The sequence below is a fragment of the Histidinibacterium lentulum genome (assembly GCF_003789055.1).
Classification (GTDB): domain Bacteria; phylum Pseudomonadota; class Alphaproteobacteria; order Rhodobacterales; family Rhodobacteraceae; genus Oceanicola; species Oceanicola lentulus.
On sequence record NZ_ML119086.1, the window covers coordinates 57,346 to 73,071 of the forward strand.

The 15,726-nt window shown below is 70.9% G+C and carries 18 protein-coding genes; 14 read left to right on the forward strand and 4 right to left on the reverse strand.

Features of this window, described 5'->3' with window-relative positions; translation table 11 throughout:
* The first annotated feature begins 30 nt into the window (after nt 1–30).
* The 4 genes from EAT49_RS12575 to aptA all read left to right on the forward strand — a co-directional run bounded on the left by EAT49_RS12575 (nt 31) and on the right by aptA (nt 3,519).
* The gene (locus EAT49_RS12575) at nt 31–651 is read left to right on the forward strand and encodes a glutathione S-transferase family protein (RefSeq protein WP_123642685.1); all 621 of its coding nucleotides are present in this window, start codon (nt 31–33) and stop codon (nt 649–651) included.
* Nucleotides 648–1,292 carry a fumarylacetoacetate hydrolase family protein gene (locus EAT49_RS12580; RefSeq protein WP_123642686.1) on the forward strand — a complete coding sequence of 215 codons (645 nt, stop codon included), beginning with the start codon at nt 648–650 and terminating at the stop codon, nt 1,290–1,292. Before EAT49_RS12575 ends, EAT49_RS12580 begins: the two co-directional genes overlap by 4 nt.
* The gene (locus EAT49_RS12585; protein ID WP_123642687.1) at nt 1,289–2,128 is read left to right on the forward strand and encodes an inositol monophosphatase family protein; all 840 of its coding nucleotides are present in this window, start codon (nt 1,289–1,291) and stop codon (nt 2,126–2,128) included. Before EAT49_RS12580 ends, EAT49_RS12585 begins: the two co-directional genes overlap by 4 nt.
* Nucleotides 2,129–2,199: 71 nt before the next feature.
* Nucleotides 2,200–3,519, forward strand: a complete 1,320-nt coding sequence (gene aptA / locus EAT49_RS12590) for an omega-aminotransferase AptA (protein WP_123642688.1) — start codon at nt 2,200–2,202, stop codon at nt 3,517–3,519.
* A gap of 300 nt (nt 3,520–3,819) precedes the next feature.
* Here aptA and EAT49_RS12595 read toward each other — a convergent pair whose 3' ends face one another.
* Together EAT49_RS12595 and EAT49_RS12600 are read right to left on the reverse strand one after the other, a co-directional pair.
* On the reverse strand, nt 3,820–4,911 hold the full coding sequence (locus EAT49_RS12595) for a Gfo/Idh/MocA family protein (protein ID WP_123642689.1): 1,092 nt from the start codon (nt 4,909–4,911) through the stop codon (nt 3,820–3,822).
* Between the two features lie 2 nt (nt 4,912–4,913).
* Nucleotides 4,914–5,642 carry a GntR family transcriptional regulator gene (locus EAT49_RS12600; RefSeq protein ID WP_425459525.1) on the reverse strand — a complete coding sequence of 243 codons (729 nt, stop codon included), beginning with the start codon at nt 5,640–5,642 and terminating at the stop codon, nt 4,914–4,916.
* Between the two features lie 103 nt (nt 5,643–5,745).
* Here EAT49_RS12600 and EAT49_RS12605 point away from each other — a divergent pair, with 103 nt between their 5' ends.
* Both EAT49_RS12605 and EAT49_RS12610 read left to right on the forward strand, forming a co-directional pair.
* Nucleotides 5,746–6,900: an LLM class flavin-dependent oxidoreductase gene (locus EAT49_RS12605; protein ID WP_123642690.1), complete on the forward strand. Its 1,155-nt coding sequence runs from the start codon at nt 5,746–5,748 to the stop codon at nt 6,898–6,900.
* A 61-nt stretch (nt 6,901–6,961) separates the two neighbouring features.
* On the forward strand, nt 6,962–7,453 hold the full coding sequence (locus EAT49_RS12610; RefSeq protein ID WP_246003842.1) for a flavin reductase family protein: 492 nt from the start codon (nt 6,962–6,964) through the stop codon (nt 7,451–7,453).
* Nucleotides 7,454–7,457: 4 nt separating this feature from the next.
* On the opposite strand, the gene EAT49_RS12615 is transcribed toward EAT49_RS12610, so the two are convergent.
* Together EAT49_RS12615 and EAT49_RS12620 are read right to left on the reverse strand one after the other, a co-directional pair.
* Nucleotides 7,458–7,937: a hypothetical protein gene (locus tag EAT49_RS12615; RefSeq protein WP_185020743.1), complete on the reverse strand. Its 480-nt coding sequence runs from the start codon at nt 7,935–7,937 to the stop codon at nt 7,458–7,460.
* Between the two features lie 93 nt (nt 7,938–8,030).
* Nucleotides 8,031–8,504, reverse strand: coding sequence for a hypothetical protein (locus EAT49_RS12620; RefSeq protein WP_185020744.1), 474 nt, complete (start codon nt 8,502–8,504; stop codon nt 8,031–8,033).
* A gap of 324 nt (nt 8,505–8,828) precedes the next feature.
* Between EAT49_RS12620 and EAT49_RS12625 the strand changes: the two genes are divergently transcribed.
* From EAT49_RS12625 to EAT49_RS12660, 8 genes are read left to right on the forward strand one after another with little or no spacing between them, the layout of a single operon-like run.
* Nucleotides 8,829–9,323, forward strand: a complete 495-nt coding sequence (locus tag EAT49_RS12625) for a Na+/H+ antiporter subunit E (protein ID WP_123642694.1) — start codon at nt 8,829–8,831, stop codon at nt 9,321–9,323.
* The gene (locus tag EAT49_RS12630; protein WP_123642695.1) at nt 9,320–9,634 is read left to right on the forward strand and encodes an MrpF/PhaF family protein; all 315 of its coding nucleotides are present in this window, start codon (nt 9,320–9,322) and stop codon (nt 9,632–9,634) included. The genes EAT49_RS12625 and EAT49_RS12630 overlap by 4 nt, the downstream gene beginning before the upstream one ends.
* Nucleotides 9,627–9,911 carry a cation:proton antiporter gene (locus EAT49_RS12635; protein WP_123642696.1) on the forward strand — a complete coding sequence of 95 codons (285 nt, stop codon included), beginning with the start codon at nt 9,627–9,629 and terminating at the stop codon, nt 9,909–9,911. Before EAT49_RS12630 ends, EAT49_RS12635 begins: the two co-directional genes overlap by 8 nt.
* Nucleotides 9,908–10,843 carry a hydrogenase subunit MbhD domain-containing protein gene (locus EAT49_RS12640; RefSeq protein ID WP_123642697.1) on the forward strand — a complete coding sequence of 312 codons (936 nt, stop codon included), beginning with the start codon at nt 9,908–9,910 and terminating at the stop codon, nt 10,841–10,843. The genes EAT49_RS12635 and EAT49_RS12640 overlap by 4 nt, the downstream gene beginning before the upstream one ends.
* Nucleotides 10,840–11,145 (forward strand): NADH-quinone oxidoreductase subunit K, encoded by a 306-nt coding sequence (locus EAT49_RS12645; RefSeq protein ID WP_123642698.1) that lies wholly within the window; start codon nt 10,840–10,842, stop codon nt 11,143–11,145. The genes EAT49_RS12640 and EAT49_RS12645 overlap by 4 nt, the downstream gene beginning before the upstream one ends.
* Nucleotides 11,142–12,614 (forward strand): complex I subunit 5 family protein, encoded by a 1,473-nt coding sequence (locus EAT49_RS12650; RefSeq protein WP_123642699.1) that lies wholly within the window; start codon nt 11,142–11,144, stop codon nt 12,612–12,614. The genes EAT49_RS12645 and EAT49_RS12650 overlap by 4 nt, the downstream gene beginning before the upstream one ends.
* Entirely contained in the window at nt 12,611–14,074 is a 1,464-nt protein-coding gene (locus EAT49_RS12655; RefSeq protein WP_123642700.1) for a complex I subunit 5 family protein, read from the forward strand. Before EAT49_RS12650 ends, EAT49_RS12655 begins: the two co-directional genes overlap by 4 nt.
* The gene (locus EAT49_RS12660; protein WP_123642701.1) at nt 14,071–15,696 is read left to right on the forward strand and encodes a complex I subunit 5 family protein; all 1,626 of its coding nucleotides are present in this window, start codon (nt 14,071–14,073) and stop codon (nt 15,694–15,696) included. The genes EAT49_RS12655 and EAT49_RS12660 overlap by 4 nt, the downstream gene beginning before the upstream one ends.
* Nucleotides 15,697–15,726: the final 30 nt, after the last annotated feature.

Below are 15,726 nucleotides of genomic sequence, written 5' to 3' on the forward strand. Positions count from 1 at the left end.
CATTCCCACGGCAAGGCGGAGTGTCGCGACATGATCGATCTCTTCACATGGGTCACGCCCAACGGCCGCAAGGTCTCGATCCTCCTCGAGGAACTGGGGCTCGATTACGAGGTCCACCCTGTCGATATCGGCAAGGGCGAGCAGTTCGCCCCCGATTTCCTGAAGATCGCCCCCAACAACCGCATCCCGGCCATCGTGGACCGCGCCAGCGGCCGCAGCCTCTTCGAGTCGGGCGCCATCCTGTGGCACCTCGCCGAGACCCACGGGCGGTTTCTCGGTGACGACCGGCTCGAGACGCTGGAATGGCTGATGTGGCAGATGGGCGGGCTCGGGCCGATGCTGGGCCAGGTGCATCACTTCGTGAAGTACAACCCCGGCACCTCGGCCTATGCCGAGGACCGGTACTCCAAGGAAGCCATGCGGCTTTACGGCGTGCTCGACCGCCGGCTCGAGGGGCGGGACTATGTGTCGGGCAGTTACTCGGTGGCGGACATGGCGATCTGGCCCTGGGTGTCGCGCTTCGAATGGCAGGAGATCGACCTCTGCGATTTCCCGAGGGTGCGCGACTGGTACCTGCGGATCGCGGACCGCGAGGCGGTCGAGCGCGGCTATCACGTGCCGCATTTCGTGAACGAGATCCCCCGGCCGTGAGCGGCTGGGTCTTTCCCCCTCCCGAGCCGCCCTCCCTGCCCGCCCCGGGCGGCCGCTATCCGGTGCGGCGCATCTTCTGCATCGGGCGCAACTACGCCGCCCATGCCGCCGAGCTGGGCAATGCGGTGGCGCCTGTCCCATGGTTCTTCACCAAGACACCCATGAGCCTCGCGCAGTCGGGATCGGTCCTGCCCTATCCGCCGGGCACGGAGGACTATCACCACGAGGTGGAGCTGGTGGTGGCCCTCGGCGAGGGCGGCGCGCCCTGGGGCTGGGCCTCGGGCCTCGACATGACGCGCCGCGACCTGCAGGCCCGCGCCAAGGCGGACCGGCTGCCCTGGGACGCGGCCAAGGACGTGGAGGGCGGCGCGGTGATCGGCACCCTGAGCGACGAAGCCCCCGGCCCCGAGGCGCGGATCGCGCTCGACGTGAACGGCGAGACCCGGCAGGACGCGCGGATCGGCGACATGGTCTGGCCGGTGGCGGCGCTGCTGACGCATCTCTCGGGGCTCTACACCCTCGGCCCGGGGGACCTCGTGATGACCGGCACGCCCGCGGGCGTCGGCCCGGTGCGGCCCGGCGACCGGCTCGAGGGCCGCATCGACGGGCTGGCGCCGGTCCGTCTGGAGATCGCGCCATGAGCCTCAGCCGCGCCGAGGAGACGGGCCTGATCGACCTCGTCCGCGAGGTGGCGAAGGCCGAGATCCTGCCGCGGTTCCGGGCGCTCGAGGCCACGGACATCCGCGCCAAGAGCCGCGCGGACGATCTCGTGACCGTCGCGGACGTGGCCGCCGAGGCAGCGCTGACCGACGGCGCGGCGCGCATCCTGCCCGGGGCGGCGGTGGTAGGCGAGGAGGCGGTGTCGGCCGACGCCTCGATCCTCGACCGGGTCGGAGGACCGGGCCGGACGCTGGTGATCGACCCGATCGACGGGACCTGGAACTTCGCCCATGGCCTCGCGGTCTTCGGGGTCATCCTCGCCGTGGTCGAGGACGGCGAGACCGTGTTCGGTCTTCTCTACGATCCCGTCTTCGACGACTGGATCGCCGCACGCCGGAGCGGCGGGGCCTGGTCGGGTGCGCCGGGCCGCGCCGATGTCCCCCTGCGCAGCACCCCCGCGCCGCCGCCCGAGGTCGCCCAGGGATATGTGCCGCTCTCGCTCTACCCGCCCCAAGCGCGAGAGGGCGTCGCCCGGGCCATGGCCACGATGGGAAGGGCGGGCACGCTGCGCTGCGCCTGCCACGAATACCGCCAGCTTGTCTCGGGCGGCAGCGATTTCATGCTCGCGGCGAAGCTGAACGTCTGGGACCACGCGGCGGGCGTTCTCGCGGTGACCGAGGCGGGGGGCCATGCCGCGCTTGCCGGGGGCGCGGCCTATGCGCCGGACCTAAGGCGCGGTCACCTGATTTCCGCCGCCGACGCGGACCTCTGGCAGGCGCTCGACGCCCGGTTCGGCGCGGCGGCCGGGCTGCTCTGAGACGCCTTGGCGCGGGGCCCGCGCCCGGTGTATCGTCGCGCGTCAGCATACACGGTTCAGGGAGACCGGCCATGAACATGGTCAAGCCGAACGATCTCAACGCCTTCTGGATGCCGTTCACCGCGAACCGCCAGTTCAAGTCCGCACCGCGCATGTTCGTCGCCGCCGACGGGATGTACTACACGACCGCCGAGGGCCGCGAGGTGCTCGACGGCACCGCAGGCCTCTGGTGCTGCAATGCGGGCCACAAGCGCCCGCGCATCGTCGAGGCGGTGCAGGCCCAGGTGGCCGAACTCGACTACGCGCCCGCCTTCCAGATGGGCCACCCCAAGGCCTTCGAGCTCGCCAACCGGCTGATCGGCATGGCGCCCGACCACATGGCGCATGTGTTCTACACCAACTCGGGCTCCGAAAGCGTGGAGACCGCGCTCAAGCTCGCGCTCGCCTACCACCGGGCGAAAGGCGACGGCGCGCGCACCCGTCTCATCGGGCGCGAGCGCGGCTATCACGGGGTGAATTTCGGCGGCATCTCCGTGGGCGGCATCGTCAACAACCGCAAGGTCTTCGGCTCCCTGCTGACCGGCGTCGACCACCTGCCCCACACCCACCTGCCCGACCACAACGCCTTCACCCGCGGCCAGCCCGAACACGGCGCTCATCTCGCGGACGAGATCGAGCGGATCGCGGCGCTCCACGGTCCCGAGACCATCGCCGCCGTGATCGTGGAGCCCGTGGCGGGCTCCACGGGCGTCCTGATCCCGCCGAAGGGCTATCTCGAGCGGCTGCGGGAGCTCTGCACGAAACACGGCATCCTGCTCATTTTCGATGAGGTCATCACCGGCTTCGGCCGGCTGGGCTCGGCCTTCGCCGCCGACCATTTCGACGTGAAGCCCGACATCATGGTCACCGCCAAGGGCTTGACGAACGGCGTCATTCCCATGGGCGCGGTGATGGTCACGCCCGAGATCCACGACGCCTTCATGCACGGGCCGGAGAACCTGATCGAACTCTTTCACGGCTATACCTATTCGGGCAACCCGATCGCCGCAGCCGCGGGCCTCGCCACGCTCGAGACCTACCGCGAGGAGGGCCTCTTCGAACGCGCGGCGGAGCTTGCCCCCTACTGGGAGGACATGCTCCACGGGCTCAAGGACTGCCGCCATGTCATCGACATCCGCAACATCGGCCTCATCGGCGCCATCGAGCTTCAGCCCATCGCGGGCCAGCCCACGCGCCGCGCCTTCCAGGCCTTCCTCGACGCCTACGACCGGGGCGTGCTGATCCGCACCACGGGCGACATCATCGCCCTCTCGCCGCCGCTGATCATCGAGAAGGCCCAGATCGACCGCATCGGCGAGACCCTGCGCGAGGTGCTGACCGCCCTCGACTGACGCGCCCCGGCGCGCCCGCCCCGGCGGCGGGCGCCCCCCGGCCTGCCCTGCCGTGCGCCCTCCGCGCCTCGGTGCCGCCCCCCGTTTTTCTGGCCGGAAGTATCCTCGGGGGGGCGTCGAAAGCATCGCTTTCGACGGGGGGGGGCAGACAGCCCCCCCTCCCCGGCCGAGTTCCGCACCGTGCTCGACTGGTCTGGGCAGCGGGGGTGCGGGGGCCGTCGGCAGTCTCGCTCGGAGCGATGCCACTCGCCTGCCTGCCCCTCGGCGGATCGCCGCGCGCCGCGCGGCGAAAGCCCTCGCCTAAAGCAGAACCGCCTGCCCGGTCTCGGCGCTTTCCTGCGCCGCAAGCCCGATCTCGACCGCCCGCGCCCCGTCCCGGGCGGTGACCTCCACCTCGCTCTGACCCCGCACTACTGCGGCGAAGCGCTGGTGCTGGAAGAAGGTCGCGCCATTGTGGTCGCCCGCCTCGAGGAGCGTCGGATCGACGGGGATCTGGCTCTCCATCGGCCCCTTGGGTGCGCGCGGCGACAGGATGAGCCGCGGGACCGGCGGCGGCCCGAGCTTGGCGGGCCAGAACCGTCCCGGGCCGGGGACGAGGCATTCGATCTTGCCGCGGGGCCCCACGGCGCTGATCTCCTCCTGCCATTGCGAGCCCTCGGCGAACATGCACAGCTCCAGCATCGCCCGCGCCCCGCCCTCGAAATCGAGGATCACATAGCCGTTGTCCCAGACGTCGGGCACACGCCCCGCATATTCCTCGTCCCGGTGGTTCAGCGTCTGGCCCGCGCTCGCCATCACCCGCACCGGCTCGTCCTTCAGAATGAGCCGCATGAGGTCGAAGAAATGGCAGCATTTCTCCACCAGCGTGCCGCCGGTGTTGGCGTTGAAGCGGTTCCAGTCACCGATCTTGGGCAGGAAGGGAAAGCGGTGCTCTCGGATCGTCAGCATGGCGATGCCGCCCGTCGCATGCGGCGCCTGCTCGATCAGCGCCGCGATGGGCGGCATGTAGCGGTATTCCATCGCCACCCAGAGCGCGGGGAGCACCTTTGCGACCGCCTCCACCTCGGCGCGGTCCTCGGGCCCCGTGTAGAGCGGCTTTTCGCAGAGCACCGGCAGCGGCCGCCGGGCGGCGATGGCGCGGAGCTGGCCGACATGGAGGAAATTGGGGCTGACGATCACCACCGCGTCGAGCGGCTCGTGGGTCAGCAGCGCATCGAGATCCTCGGCCACCACCGTCTCCTGCCGCGCGAGCGCCGCCGCGCTTTCGGCAAGTTCACGCACGGGGTCGCACACCACCGCCACCCGTGCGTCCGGCAGGAGCGCGATGTTCCGGATATGCTCCCGCCCCATCATGCCGCAGCCGACGATGCCGTAGTTGATCACCCGTCCCATTCTCATCCCTTCCCGAGCCGCGCCACGTAGCGGCAGACATTGGTGTCGAACCATGTGCGGCTGACCTCGGCGCGGGCGCCGTCCCCGGCCCAGCCCACGCGCTCCGCCATCCCGACCAGCGCCCCCGGCGCGGGGCCGAACATCGCGGGCGCCCAGGACGGCACGGTCCCCGTGCCCACCCGGTCCTCGACCCGCGCGATCACAAGGCCAAGCGCCTGCCGGTAATGCAGGTAAAGCGATTCCGAGAGGTCCGCCGCCGTCAGGCAGTCTGCCCGCGCGCCGTCGAGCCAGATCTCCTCGAGCGCCGCCGCCTGCCCGTCGAGCCGCCGCAGCCTGCGGATGCGCCAGCCATGCGCGGACGGCCCGCCGTCGGGCAGACTGCCGGGCTTCGCCAGCCGCGCCACGTCCAACACCTCCGCGGTGGGCAGGCCGCCGCCCCCGATCCGCTCCAGCCGGAAGAAGCCGTAGACGCCCAGCGGCCCAGGCCGCGCGCGCACGTAGTTCCCGGACCCCTGCTTCCGCTCCAGCAGCCCGTCCTCGGCCAGCCGCTCCAGTGCCTTCCTGAGCGTGCCCACCGCCACGCCGAGCCCCGCCGCCATCTCGCGTTCGGGCGGCAGGCGCGCACCGTCCGCAAGGCGGCCAGCCGCGATGTCGCGGATCAGCAGTTCCGCGATCTGGACATAGCGCGGCAGCGCCGGACCTTCGGGCATGCGGGCGGCCATGGTGGCCATGGGGCTCCCTTCCCTGCAAATTGATGCACGATTGATGCAGTCATTGCCCCGTGCTACGCAAGCCCTGCCAAGCGACCGAATGCACCCTATCGAAAGGCCCCGGATGACCATCGTTCCCGTCACCTCGGCCGATCTCGACGCGGCCGAGATCTCATGGTTCGCGGCGCTCTGCTCGGACGATTACCGCTTTCTCGGCATGCCCGAGGGGGACCTCAGGTCCTCTTTCGCCCATTGCCGGGACATCGCCCTCGCGGCAGAGCGGCTGGGCTTCCGCAACATCCTCTGCCCCTCCTCCTATCAGGTGGGACAGGACACGCTCAGCTTCGTGGCGGGCATGGCACCGCTGACGGAGCGGATGAACTTCCTTGCCGCGATCCGCTGCGGAGAGATGCAGCCGATCATGCTGGCGCGCACCGTGGCCACGCTCGACCACATGCTCGAGGGGCGGCTCACGCTGAACGTCATCTCCTCGGACTTCCCCGGGGAGACGGCGGACAGCGCCCACCGCTACCAGCGCAGCCGCGAGGTGGTGGAGATCCTGAAACAGGCCTGGACCCGGGACCGGATCGACTACGACGGAGAGATCTACCGCTTCGAGAACGTCTGGACCGACCCCGCCAAGCCCTGGCAGACCGGCGGACCGCTCCTGTATTTCGGCGGCTATTCCCCGCCCGCGCTGGAGCTCTGCGGCCAGCACTGCGACGTCTACCTGATGTGGCCGGAACCCAAGGAACAGCTCGCAGAGCGGATGCGCGCGGTGAACGCGGTGGCCGAGCGGTATGGGCGGACGCTGGACTACGGCCTGCGCGTCCATGTCATCGTCCGTGACACCGAGGCCGAGGCGCGGGACTACGCCGAGCACCTCGTCTCGAAGCTCGACGACGAGCTGGGCAAGCTGATCCGCGATCGGGCGCATGACGCCAGCTCCCTCGGCGTGTCCCACCAGGCCCGCGCGCGTGAGCTTGCAGACCGGTTCGGTTACGTGGAGCGGCACCTCTGGACCGGGATCGGCCGGGCCAGGTCGGGCTGCGGTGCGGCCATCGTGGGATCGGCGGACCAGGTCCTGTCGGAGCTCGAGGCCTACCGCGCCATGGGCATCCGCGCCTTCATCCTCTCCGGTTATCCGCATCTCGAGGAGGCCGAACACTTCGGCCGTCTCGTCATGCCGGAGTTGACAACCTGCTCCTTGCCCCATGTCTACGGCAGGGTGCCCGAGGGCACGCCCGCGACACCCCTCGGAACCGGAGTCCGCCGCTGATGATGCGCCGCCACCCTGACGCCAGAACCCGGCCCGCCCTCTGATGGACGGGGCGAGCGAGATGACCGGGCCGGATTTCGATCCCGCGGAGGACGCCCGCGGCTTTCGCGACGCGCTGGGGCGGTTCGCCACCGGCGTCACCGTGGTGACCGTCCCCTCGGAAGACGGACCCGTGGGGATCACCGCCAACAGCTTCGCCAGCGTCAGCCTCGATCCGCCCCTGGTCCTGTGGTCGCCCGCCAGGGCGGCGCGGCGCCACCGCTATTTCGCCGGGGCGCCACGCTACGCGATCCATGTGCTGGGCGCCCATCAGCAGGCGGTGGCGGACGGGTTTACCCGGGGCAGGAACGGGTTCGACGGACTCGACTGGCAGGAGGACTCGTCGGGCGTGCCGCTCATCGCCGGCTGCCTCGCACGGTTCGACTGCCGGCTCGAGGCGGCCCATGACGGGGGGGACCACACGATCCTCGTGGGGCGGGTGCTGCGCGCCGCCTTCCGCGACGGGTTGCCGTTGCTGTTCCAGGCCGGACGCTACGTGTCGCTGAAGGGCTGAGGCCTCAGTGCATAAGGCGCGCCGGGACCGGACGCTCCCCGGCCGGGTCGAGGCGGGGCGCGCGCAGAACCAGCCGCTGCAGGGACAGGCCCAGCACCGCGGCGTCGGCCACGACCATGGGAGACATGTCCGGGCGCACCACGAGACAGGCCATCAGCAGGGCATCCTCCCGCGCGCCTTCCGAGGCCGCCTCCACCAGGGTGGCAAGGCAGGCCTCGTCGGCCCCGAGACAGCTGCAGCCGGGTCCGTGCCGCATCAGGGGACGCCGCCCGTGGACGGCGATCTGGCGCCAGAACGCGTCGAAGGCGGCGATGACGCGGAGCGCCATCTCCGGGCCGGCACGCTGCTGAAGGAGCGTCTCCGCGGCCGCCCGCGCGGCGGAGCCGGCGGTGAGACCGCGCAGGAGGCCCACGAGCTCGACACCTGCGGGATCGAGGTCCTCGATCCGACCCACGGGTCGTGCGCCTTTCGGACAGTGTGACATGTGCCGCCTCCGCTTGGGGGTCTCCGGACGGAGCCGACCGCCGGGCGACCCCGCCTCAAAGACTGAGCAAAACACTCGGACATGTCAAGGCGGTCACGGAGAGGCCGCGGCCCCTGCCCCGTCCATCCGTGCGAGCGCCGTGCCGAAGCTCTCGGCCGCTGCGACGAGATCGGCCGCGGCCTCCGCCCGCACCATGAGAGCGGCGAGCAGCATCGCCTCGGCGCGCGCCCCACCCGCCGCCGCAGCGACAAGGGTCCCGAGCCAGACCTCGTCCGCCGACAGCCGCGTATCGCCCGGCGGGTTCAGATGGAGTCGCCGCCGGCCGACCCAGGCGAGCAGCACCCAGATCGAGCCCAAGGCCTCCACCGCCTGCTCCGCCGCGGCTGGCGACAGGCTTTCGGCGATTTCCGTGGTGGTGTGGTCGCGTCCCGAATCGCCGCTTTGCCAGAGCCGCGCCAGACGCAGGACCCGGTGCCGCAGCGGATCGAGGTCCGCCACCTGTCCCAGGATCACGTCCCCGCGCGGTAGCCCCGCGCCGGTCTCCGTCCTCGCCCCGTCCGGCCCCATCGTCCCCTCAGACCCAGGCTCTGCACACATCGGCATACCATGGATGGACCGGGACAGCCCGCCGCGTCAATCCTCCACCCGCCCTGATGCAACCCGCGACCCTGGCCTCCCCGCGACGAACACCTCGACAATGCAGGGCGCACGCAGCGGGGAGCGCAGAGCGCGGGTCATGCCGGAACGGGCCAGATCCTCACGCTCGGCCGGTGCGGCGATGGTGGCGAATGCCCCCGACCTCGGCACCGGCTTTCAACGGAACGCGCGAGCCAGCGCCTGCCCTGTCACTGAAGCCTTGCACCGCTTGTGACGATCGGATGTCCTGACGCCATGCAGGGATTTGCCTTCCGACATCTGCTTGGCCGCATCGCCTTTCTCGGGGCGCTGTGGGTCGTTCTGTCCGGGCTCGAACCCAAGGCGCTTGCCGTTGGGACAGTTGCCGTCCCTGCCGCCGTCTGGCTCAGTCTGCGGCTTCTGCCGGGACCGCGCCATCTCGCGGTGTGGAGGGCCTTGCGCCACCTGCCGGCGTTCCTCGGCGCGTCCCTTCTCGGCGGACTCGACGTGGCGCGGCGCGCGCTGTCTCCGCGCATGCCGCTGGCGCCGGGCTGGGTCGAAGTGCCTGTGCATCTGCCCGATGGCGGACGCGTCGCGTTGGGGGCGGAACTGTCGCTCATGCCGGGCACGCTGGCGGCAGGCACGCGGAACGACCGGTTGCTGATCCACCTGCTCGACGTGAACGCGGGCTTCGAGGACGCGATCCCTCGGGAAGAAGCAGCCATCGCCGCGATGATCGACGGCGAGCCGGCGCCAAGGGAGGGCGGATGACCGTCTGGCTGACCTTCATGGCCATGGGCGTGCTCGTGAGCCTCGCCGGGGCGCTGGTGCGGGTCTGGCGCGGACCCGGGCGTGCCGACCGCATGACCGGAGCACAGCTGGCCGGCACGAGCGGCGTTGCGGTCCTCATGCTTCTTGCCCCAATCGAGGGCTGGGCCACGCTCGACGTGGCGGCGATCCTCGCGCTGTTCGGGGCGCTGGCGGCGGTGGGCTTCGTCAAGGCGCTGAGCGCCGATGGCGGCGGCGACCCCGAGGAGGAGGACGGCGATCCCGTGCCGTTGGCCGGAGACCGGAATGACTGACCTCGCGACCCATGTCTTCACCGGCCTCGGCGTCCTGTTCTTCCTCGCGGGCTCGGTGGGGTTCCTTCGGTTCCCCGACATCTTCAGCCGCCTTCACGCGCTGACCAAGGCGGATAATCTCGGCCTTGGCTTCATCGCGCTGGGCGTCGCCTTCCAGGCCGGGAGCTGGCGTCAGGTGGCGCTTCTGGCGCTGATCTGGGCGCTGGTCCTGCTGGCCGCCGGCACGGTCTCGCAGCTCGTGGCGCGCCATGCGCTGCGCGAGCGGGACGGCCGATGACCTGGGCCCTCGACGCCACGCTCTGCGCCATGATCCTCGCCGTGGCGCTGGCGACGGTGCTGGGGCGTGGTGTATTCCGCGCCATCGTCTTTTTCGTGGTCTACGGTCTCCTGCTGGCGCTGGCCTGGGTCCGTCTGGACGCCGTCGACGTGGCGCTGGCCGAGGCCGCGATCGGGGCGGGCCTGACCGGCGTCCTGTTCCTGGCCGCCTTCGGGCGACTTGCACGCAGCGGGGCGGATGCGGAGCCGCCGCCGGGCCGTGTCAACATCGCCGCAGCACTCGCGTCCGCCGCTCTGACCGGGGCGCTCGTCTGGGCGTGGGTCGCCCTGCCGCTCCCCGGGCGGCCGGGGCCGGAGCTTGCCGAGGCCCTGCCGCGTGCCGGTGTCGAGAACCCGGTCACGGCGGTACTCCTCAACTTCCGCGCCTGGGACACGCTGCTCGAGAGCGTCGTGCTGCTCGCGGCGTTGGTGGGCCTGTGGATGCTGGCCCGCGACGAGGCCTGGACGGAACCGCTGGGGCTGCCGCAGCATGTCAGGCCGGGTGGGGTCATGGCCAGTTTCGGGCGGATCCTGCCCCCCGTGGGCGTACTCGTTGGGGCCTATGTGGTCTATGTCGGCGCTGACCGGCCCGGCGGGGCGTTCCAGGGCGGCACCGTACTTGCCGCGGTCGGGATCGTCGCGGCACTTGCCGGACTGGTCCGCCCGCCGCGGGTGACCCGGCGGGCCTGGCGCGCCGCGCTGGTCGCGGGACCGGCGGTCTTTCTGGCAGCAGGACTTGGGGGCGCGGCGCTCGGCGCGGGGTTCCTGACCCTCCCGGAGCGCATTGCCGGCAGCGCAATCTTCGCCATCGAGATCGCCCTCGCCCTGTCCATAGCGGTTACGCTCGCCTTCCTCGTCATCGGCCCGCCCGAAACCGGACTGGAGGACCAATGAGCGGTGTCACGCTCTATGCACTGACAGGCGCGGCGCTGGTGGGGACCGGCTTCTTCGGGCTGATCGCGGCGCGGCATCTGTTGCGGCGGGTGCTCGCCTTCAATCTCATCGGCTCGGGGCTGTTCGTCTATCTCGGTGCGGCCGGCGCGCGTGGCGGCGAGGCCGATCCGGTGCCGCAGGCCCTGATCATAACCGGGATCGTGGTTGCCCTTTCGGCGAGCGCGCTGGCGGTGGGGCTGATCGTGGCGCTTGCCCGCGCCCGAGGCCGGGCCATGCTTCCAGAGGAAGACGTGGGCGGGTGACAGCCCTGGTAGCCCTGCTCGCGCTACCGCTCGCCGGGGCGCTGGCTGCCGTGGTTCTGCCCCACGGCGCGGTTCGGGGCATGGTCCCGGCCCTGAGCGTTGCGATGCTGGCGGCAACGGCCGTTCTGGTGGCGGGCCTTTCGGCACAGGCGCCGACGCGGCTCAAACTGGGGCAATGGCCGCCGCCCGTCGGCATCGTGCTGGAGGTCGATGGCCTTGCAGCGGCGTTGATCGCGATGACCGCACTGGTGATGACGGCGGCTGCACTGGCCGCGCTTCGATCTGAGCAACCCGCCGCTGCGGGCGCGCGCGCGGCCTTCGGGTTCTGGCCGCTGATGCTGCTGCTCTGGGCCGCGCTGAACGCGGTGTTCGTCTCGCGCGACCTCTTCAACCTCTATGTCGGGCTCGAGCTTCTGAGCCTCGCCTCGGTCGGGCTCGTGGCCATCGGAGGCAAGCCCGAGGCGCTCGCCGCCGCGATGCGCTACATGCTCTTCGCGCTCGTGGGCTCGCTGCTCTATCTCGCCGGGGTGGTTCTGGTCTATGCCGCGCACGGCACGCTCGACATCGGCCTGCTTGCGGACCGGACCCCGGCGAAACCCGACGCGCTGGCGCTGGCGCTGATGACCGCGGGGCTGATGGCCAAGACCGCTCTCTTCCCCTTCCACGTCTGGCTGCCGCCGGCCCACGGCTCCGCGCCGGCTCCGGCCTCGGCGATGCTGTCGGCGCTCGTGCCGAAGGCGTCCTTCGTGATCCTGCTGCGGCTCTGGTTCGAGGCGATGCCCGACCGCGCGCAGGATGGGGCGCTCGTCCTGCTGGCCGTGCTGGGAACCGCGGCCGTGATCTGGGGCAGTCTGCGGGCGCTCCTCCAAACCCGGCTGAAGCTCGTCGTCGCCTATTCCACCGTCGCGCAGATCGGTTACCTGTTCCTGGTCTTTCCGCTTGCGGGCGGAGGGTCCGCCGAGATGCCCTGGTCGGCCGGCGCCTGGACCGGCGTCCTGTTCCTTGCCCTCGCGCACGGGCTGGCCAAGGCGGCGATGTTCCTCGCCGTGGGGCAGTGGATGGCCGTGACGGGCAGCGACCGGCTGGACGCGATGCGCGGCCTCGCCACCGCCATGCCGATGACGTCCTTCGCCTTCGCACTCGCCGCCGTCACGCTGGTGGGCCTGCCCCCCTCGGGCGGCTTCACCGGCAAGTACCTGCTCATGACCTCGGCCTTCGCCGCTGGGCAGTGGATGTGGGCGCTGGTGCTGGCGGGCGGCGGGCTTCTGGCGGCGGCCTATCTCTATCGTCCGCTTGCCATCCTTTTCGCGCGCGCGGATGCGCCGGGCCCGGCCACGCTGCCCACCCGCGGGATGCAGGCCATTCCGCTCTGCCTTGCCGGGGCGGCGATCGCACTCGGCATCGCATCCGAGACGCCGTTCGAGCTCCTATCCATCGGCCGGCCCGCCGCGGCGGAGGACGGGTCATGACGGCGCTGCTGCCGCTCCTGCTGTTGCTGACTTCGCTCGTGCCGGCGGCGATCAGCTTCTTTCTCGCGCAGGACAGCTACGGCCTGCGCAATGCGCTGAACCTCGGCGGCGCTCTGCTGAAAGCCGGGCTGATCGTCGCGATGCTGTTCGCCGTCGCCGGCGGGGCCGTCTACGAGACGACGATCCCGCTCGCCCCCGGCCTCGTGCTGCTCCTGAAGATCGACGCGCTCGCGTTGCTGTTCGTCTCCCTTTCGGCGGCGCTGTGGCTGCTGACAACGATCTACGCCATCGCCTATTTCGGCACCAAGCCGCAACAATCGCGCTTCTTCGGGTTCTTCAGCCTCTGCGTCTTCGCAACGACCGGGATCGCGCTGTCCGGCTCGCTGATCTCGTTCTTCATCTTCTTCGAGCTTCTGACGCTCAGCACCTGGCCGCTGGTCTCGCACAAGCAGGACGCGGCTTCGCTCCGGGCGGCGCGCAGCTACCTGCTCTACGCGCTGCCGTGCAGCACGCTGCTGCTCGTGGCGATCGTCTGGCTCGAGAGCGCCACGGGACCGGTCCTGTTCGACGAGACGCCCGACCTCGACGCCCTCGACAGGAGCAGCCAGCAGGCGATCTTCGCGCTTTTCATCGTGGGAGTCGGCATGAAGGCGGCCATCGTGCCGCTGCATGGCTGGCTGCCGTCGGCGATGGCTGCCCCGGCGCCGGTCTCGGCCCTCCTGCATGCCGTCGCGGTGGTGAAGGCCGGAGCCTTCGGGGTGGTCCGGGTGGTCTACGACGTCTTCGGCGTCGCTCGGGTGACCGATCTCGGCGTGGGCATGCCGCTGGCGGTGCTGGCCTCCGCAACCATCCTGTGGGGGTCGATCCGGGCGCTGCAGCAGACCGAGATCAAGAAGCGCCTCGCCTATTCGACGGTCAGCCAGGTCAGCTGCATCGTGCTGGGCGCCGCGCTGGCCAGCCCCTACGCGGTGATCGGCGGACTGGCCCACCTGGTGCACCAGGGCCTGATGAAGATCACGCTGTTTTTCTGCGCGGGCATATATGACGAACGCGCCGGTGTGCGCGACATCGCGGGGCTGGACGGGCTGGGCTGGCGGATGCCCTGGACCTCCGCCTGCTTTTCGCTGGGGGCCCTGGGCATGATCGGCCTGCCGCCCCTGGCCGGGTTCGTGACCAAGATCTATCTCGGGATCGGCGCCCTGCAGGCCGAGGCCGCCTGGGTGCTGGCCGTGCTCGGCGCATCGACGCTGCTGAACGCGGCGTATTTCCTGCCCCTTCTCGCGCGACTGTGGTTCCGCGAGGCCGCCCCCGACGCCCGCGGCGACGAGCGCGTCCCGGCGCTGGTCGTGCCGGCCGTCGTCGCGGCGCTGGCCGCGCTCGGCGCCGGTCTTCTTGCCGCCTCGCCGCTGAGCCCGCTCGGCTGGGCGACCCTGATCACCGAGCGGGAGTACCTGAGATGACGCTGATCGCAGGCCCGCTCCTGCCGCTCGCGGCACTGGTCTGGCCGCTTCTGCTGGCCGGTCTGAGCGTGCTGCCGGCGGTCCGGCACAATGCCATACGGCTTCTGCCGCTCGCTCCCCTGCCCGGGCTCTGGCTGGCGCTGAGTGGCGTGGACGGCGTGACAAGTGCCCCTGACCTGCTTCTCGGCGTGACCCTCGCGCTTGAGCCCGGGGGGCGTATCCTGCTCGGCATGACAGCGGTGCTGTGGTGCATCGCCGGGCTGGCGGCCCAGCCGATGGCCCGCCGGCCGAACGCGGCGCTCTTCGCGGGCTTCTGGTGCCTGACGCTCGCCGGCAATCTCGGCGTGTTCCTCGCCCGGGACGTCGCGACCTTCTATGTCGCCTTCGCGGCGGTGTCGCTGACCTCGTGGTTCCTGATCGTGCACGACAGGACGGCGGAGGCGTTCCGGGCCGGCCGCGTCTACATCGTCATCGCGATCCTGGGCGAGGTGGCGCTGCTCCTGGGCCTCATCCTCGGTGCGCAAGCCGCGGGCAGCCTCGCCATTGCGGAGGTGGCGGCGGCGATCGAGACGCCGGCCATGGGCCTTCTCGTGGCGGGCTTCGGAATCAAGGCGGGGCTCGTGCCGCTGCATGTCTGGCTGCCGCTGGCGCATCCGGCGGCACCAGTGCCCGGCTCGGCCGTGCTGTCGGGCGCCATCGTCAAGGCCGGGCTGATCGGGCTCCTGCTGTTTCTGCCTCCGGTCAGCGCGCTCGGTCCCATTCTGACGGGCCTTGGGCTGGCGGGGGCCTTCGGCGCGGCCGTCTGGGGTCTGACGCAGGCCAACCCAAAGGCGGTGCTCGCCTATTCGACGGTCAGCCAGATGGGCCTCATGGTGATGCTGGTCGCCGCCGGCGGCGCCACGCGCGAGGCAGTGCCCTATTTCGCCATGCATCACGGGCTGGCGAAGGGTGCGCTGTTCCTGCTCGTGGGCGTTGCGCTGATCTCGCGGACCCGATGGCAGCGGGCGCTCTGCCTTGTTCTGGGAACGGTCACGGCGGCCTCGGTGGCGGGCGCGCCGCTGACGGGCGGGGCGCTCTCGAAGGCGGCTGTCAAGCAGGGACTGGAGCCTTGGGCAAGCCATCTCTTGAGCCTTAGCTCGGTCTTCACCGGCCTCTTGCTCGCGTGGTTCATGTTCCGTCTCGCGCGGCTGGAGCCATCCGGCACCGGGCCGGGCTGGACCGCGCGCTTCTTGCTTCCGGCGCTTCTTGCCGCGCTTGCGCTCCTGGCGCCCTGGGCCTTGTGGCAGGACTGGACCGGCCTCGAACAGGGCTATCCGGCCAAGGCGGACAGCCTGCGCGACGCGTTCTGGCCGGTCGCCGTCGTTGTCGTGCTCGCGCCGTTCCTGGCAAGATGGCCGATGCCGACGCAACCGCCGGGTGACGTCCTGTCCGCTCTTGTCCGGCTCGGACGGCGCATCGCCTCCGCGCGGCCGAGACCACCCGGGAAGATCGCGCCGCAATTCCGGTTGCCCGCCCGCCAGATCGCTCCCTCCGCCCTGGAAGCGGCTTTTGGCCGCTGGAGTAACGCCGGAACCGTCCTCCTTCTGCTGATCCCGCTGATCCTCGTGCTGCTCCTCGTCTGAACCGGGCAGCACCGTGCCCGATGCCGCGGA

Coding starts and splice junctions, on each gene's coding strand:
- EAT49_RS12575 (WP_123642685.1), top strand. CDS start 31: ATGATCGATCTCTTCACATGGGTCACGCCCAACGGCCGCAAGGTCTCG.
- EAT49_RS12585 (WP_123642687.1), top strand. CDS start 1,289: ATGAGCCTCAGCCGCGCCGAGGAGACGGGCCTGATCGACCTCGTCCGC.
- aptA (WP_123642688.1), top strand. CDS start 2,200: ATGAACATGGTCAAGCCGAACGATCTCAACGCCTTCTGGATGCCGTTC.
- EAT49_RS12595 (WP_123642689.1), bottom strand. CDS start 4,911: ATGGGACGGGTGATCAACTACGGCATCGTCGGCTGCGGCATGATGGGG.
- EAT49_RS12600 (WP_425459525.1), bottom strand. CDS start 5,642: ATGGCCACCATGGCCGCCCGCATGCCCGAAGGTCCGGCGCTGCCGCGC.
- EAT49_RS12605 (WP_123642690.1), top strand. CDS start 5,746: ATGACCATCGTTCCCGTCACCTCGGCCGATCTCGACGCGGCCGAGATC.
- EAT49_RS12610 (WP_246003842.1), top strand. CDS start 6,962: ATGACCGGGCCGGATTTCGATCCCGCGGAGGACGCCCGCGGCTTTCGC.
- EAT49_RS12615 (WP_185020743.1), bottom strand. CDS start 7,937: ATGTCACACTGTCCGAAAGGCGCACGACCCGTGGGTCGGATCGAGGAC.
- EAT49_RS12620 (WP_185020744.1), bottom strand. CDS start 8,504: ATGGGGCCGGACGGGGCGAGGACGGAGACCGGCGCGGGGCTACCGCGC.
- EAT49_RS12625 (WP_123642694.1), top strand. CDS start 8,829: ATGCAGGGATTTGCCTTCCGACATCTGCTTGGCCGCATCGCCTTTCTC.
- EAT49_RS12630 (WP_123642695.1), top strand. CDS start 9,320: ATGACCGTCTGGCTGACCTTCATGGCCATGGGCGTGCTCGTGAGCCTC.
- EAT49_RS12635 (WP_123642696.1), top strand. CDS start 9,627: ATGACTGACCTCGCGACCCATGTCTTCACCGGCCTCGGCGTCCTGTTC.
- EAT49_RS12640 (WP_123642697.1), top strand. CDS start 9,908: ATGACCTGGGCCCTCGACGCCACGCTCTGCGCCATGATCCTCGCCGTG.
- EAT49_RS12645 (WP_123642698.1), top strand. CDS start 10,840: ATGAGCGGTGTCACGCTCTATGCACTGACAGGCGCGGCGCTGGTGGGG.
- EAT49_RS12655 (WP_123642700.1), top strand. CDS start 12,611: ATGACGGCGCTGCTGCCGCTCCTGCTGTTGCTGACTTCGCTCGTGCCG.
- EAT49_RS12660 (WP_123642701.1), top strand. CDS start 14,071: ATGACGCTGATCGCAGGCCCGCTCCTGCCGCTCGCGGCACTGGTCTGG.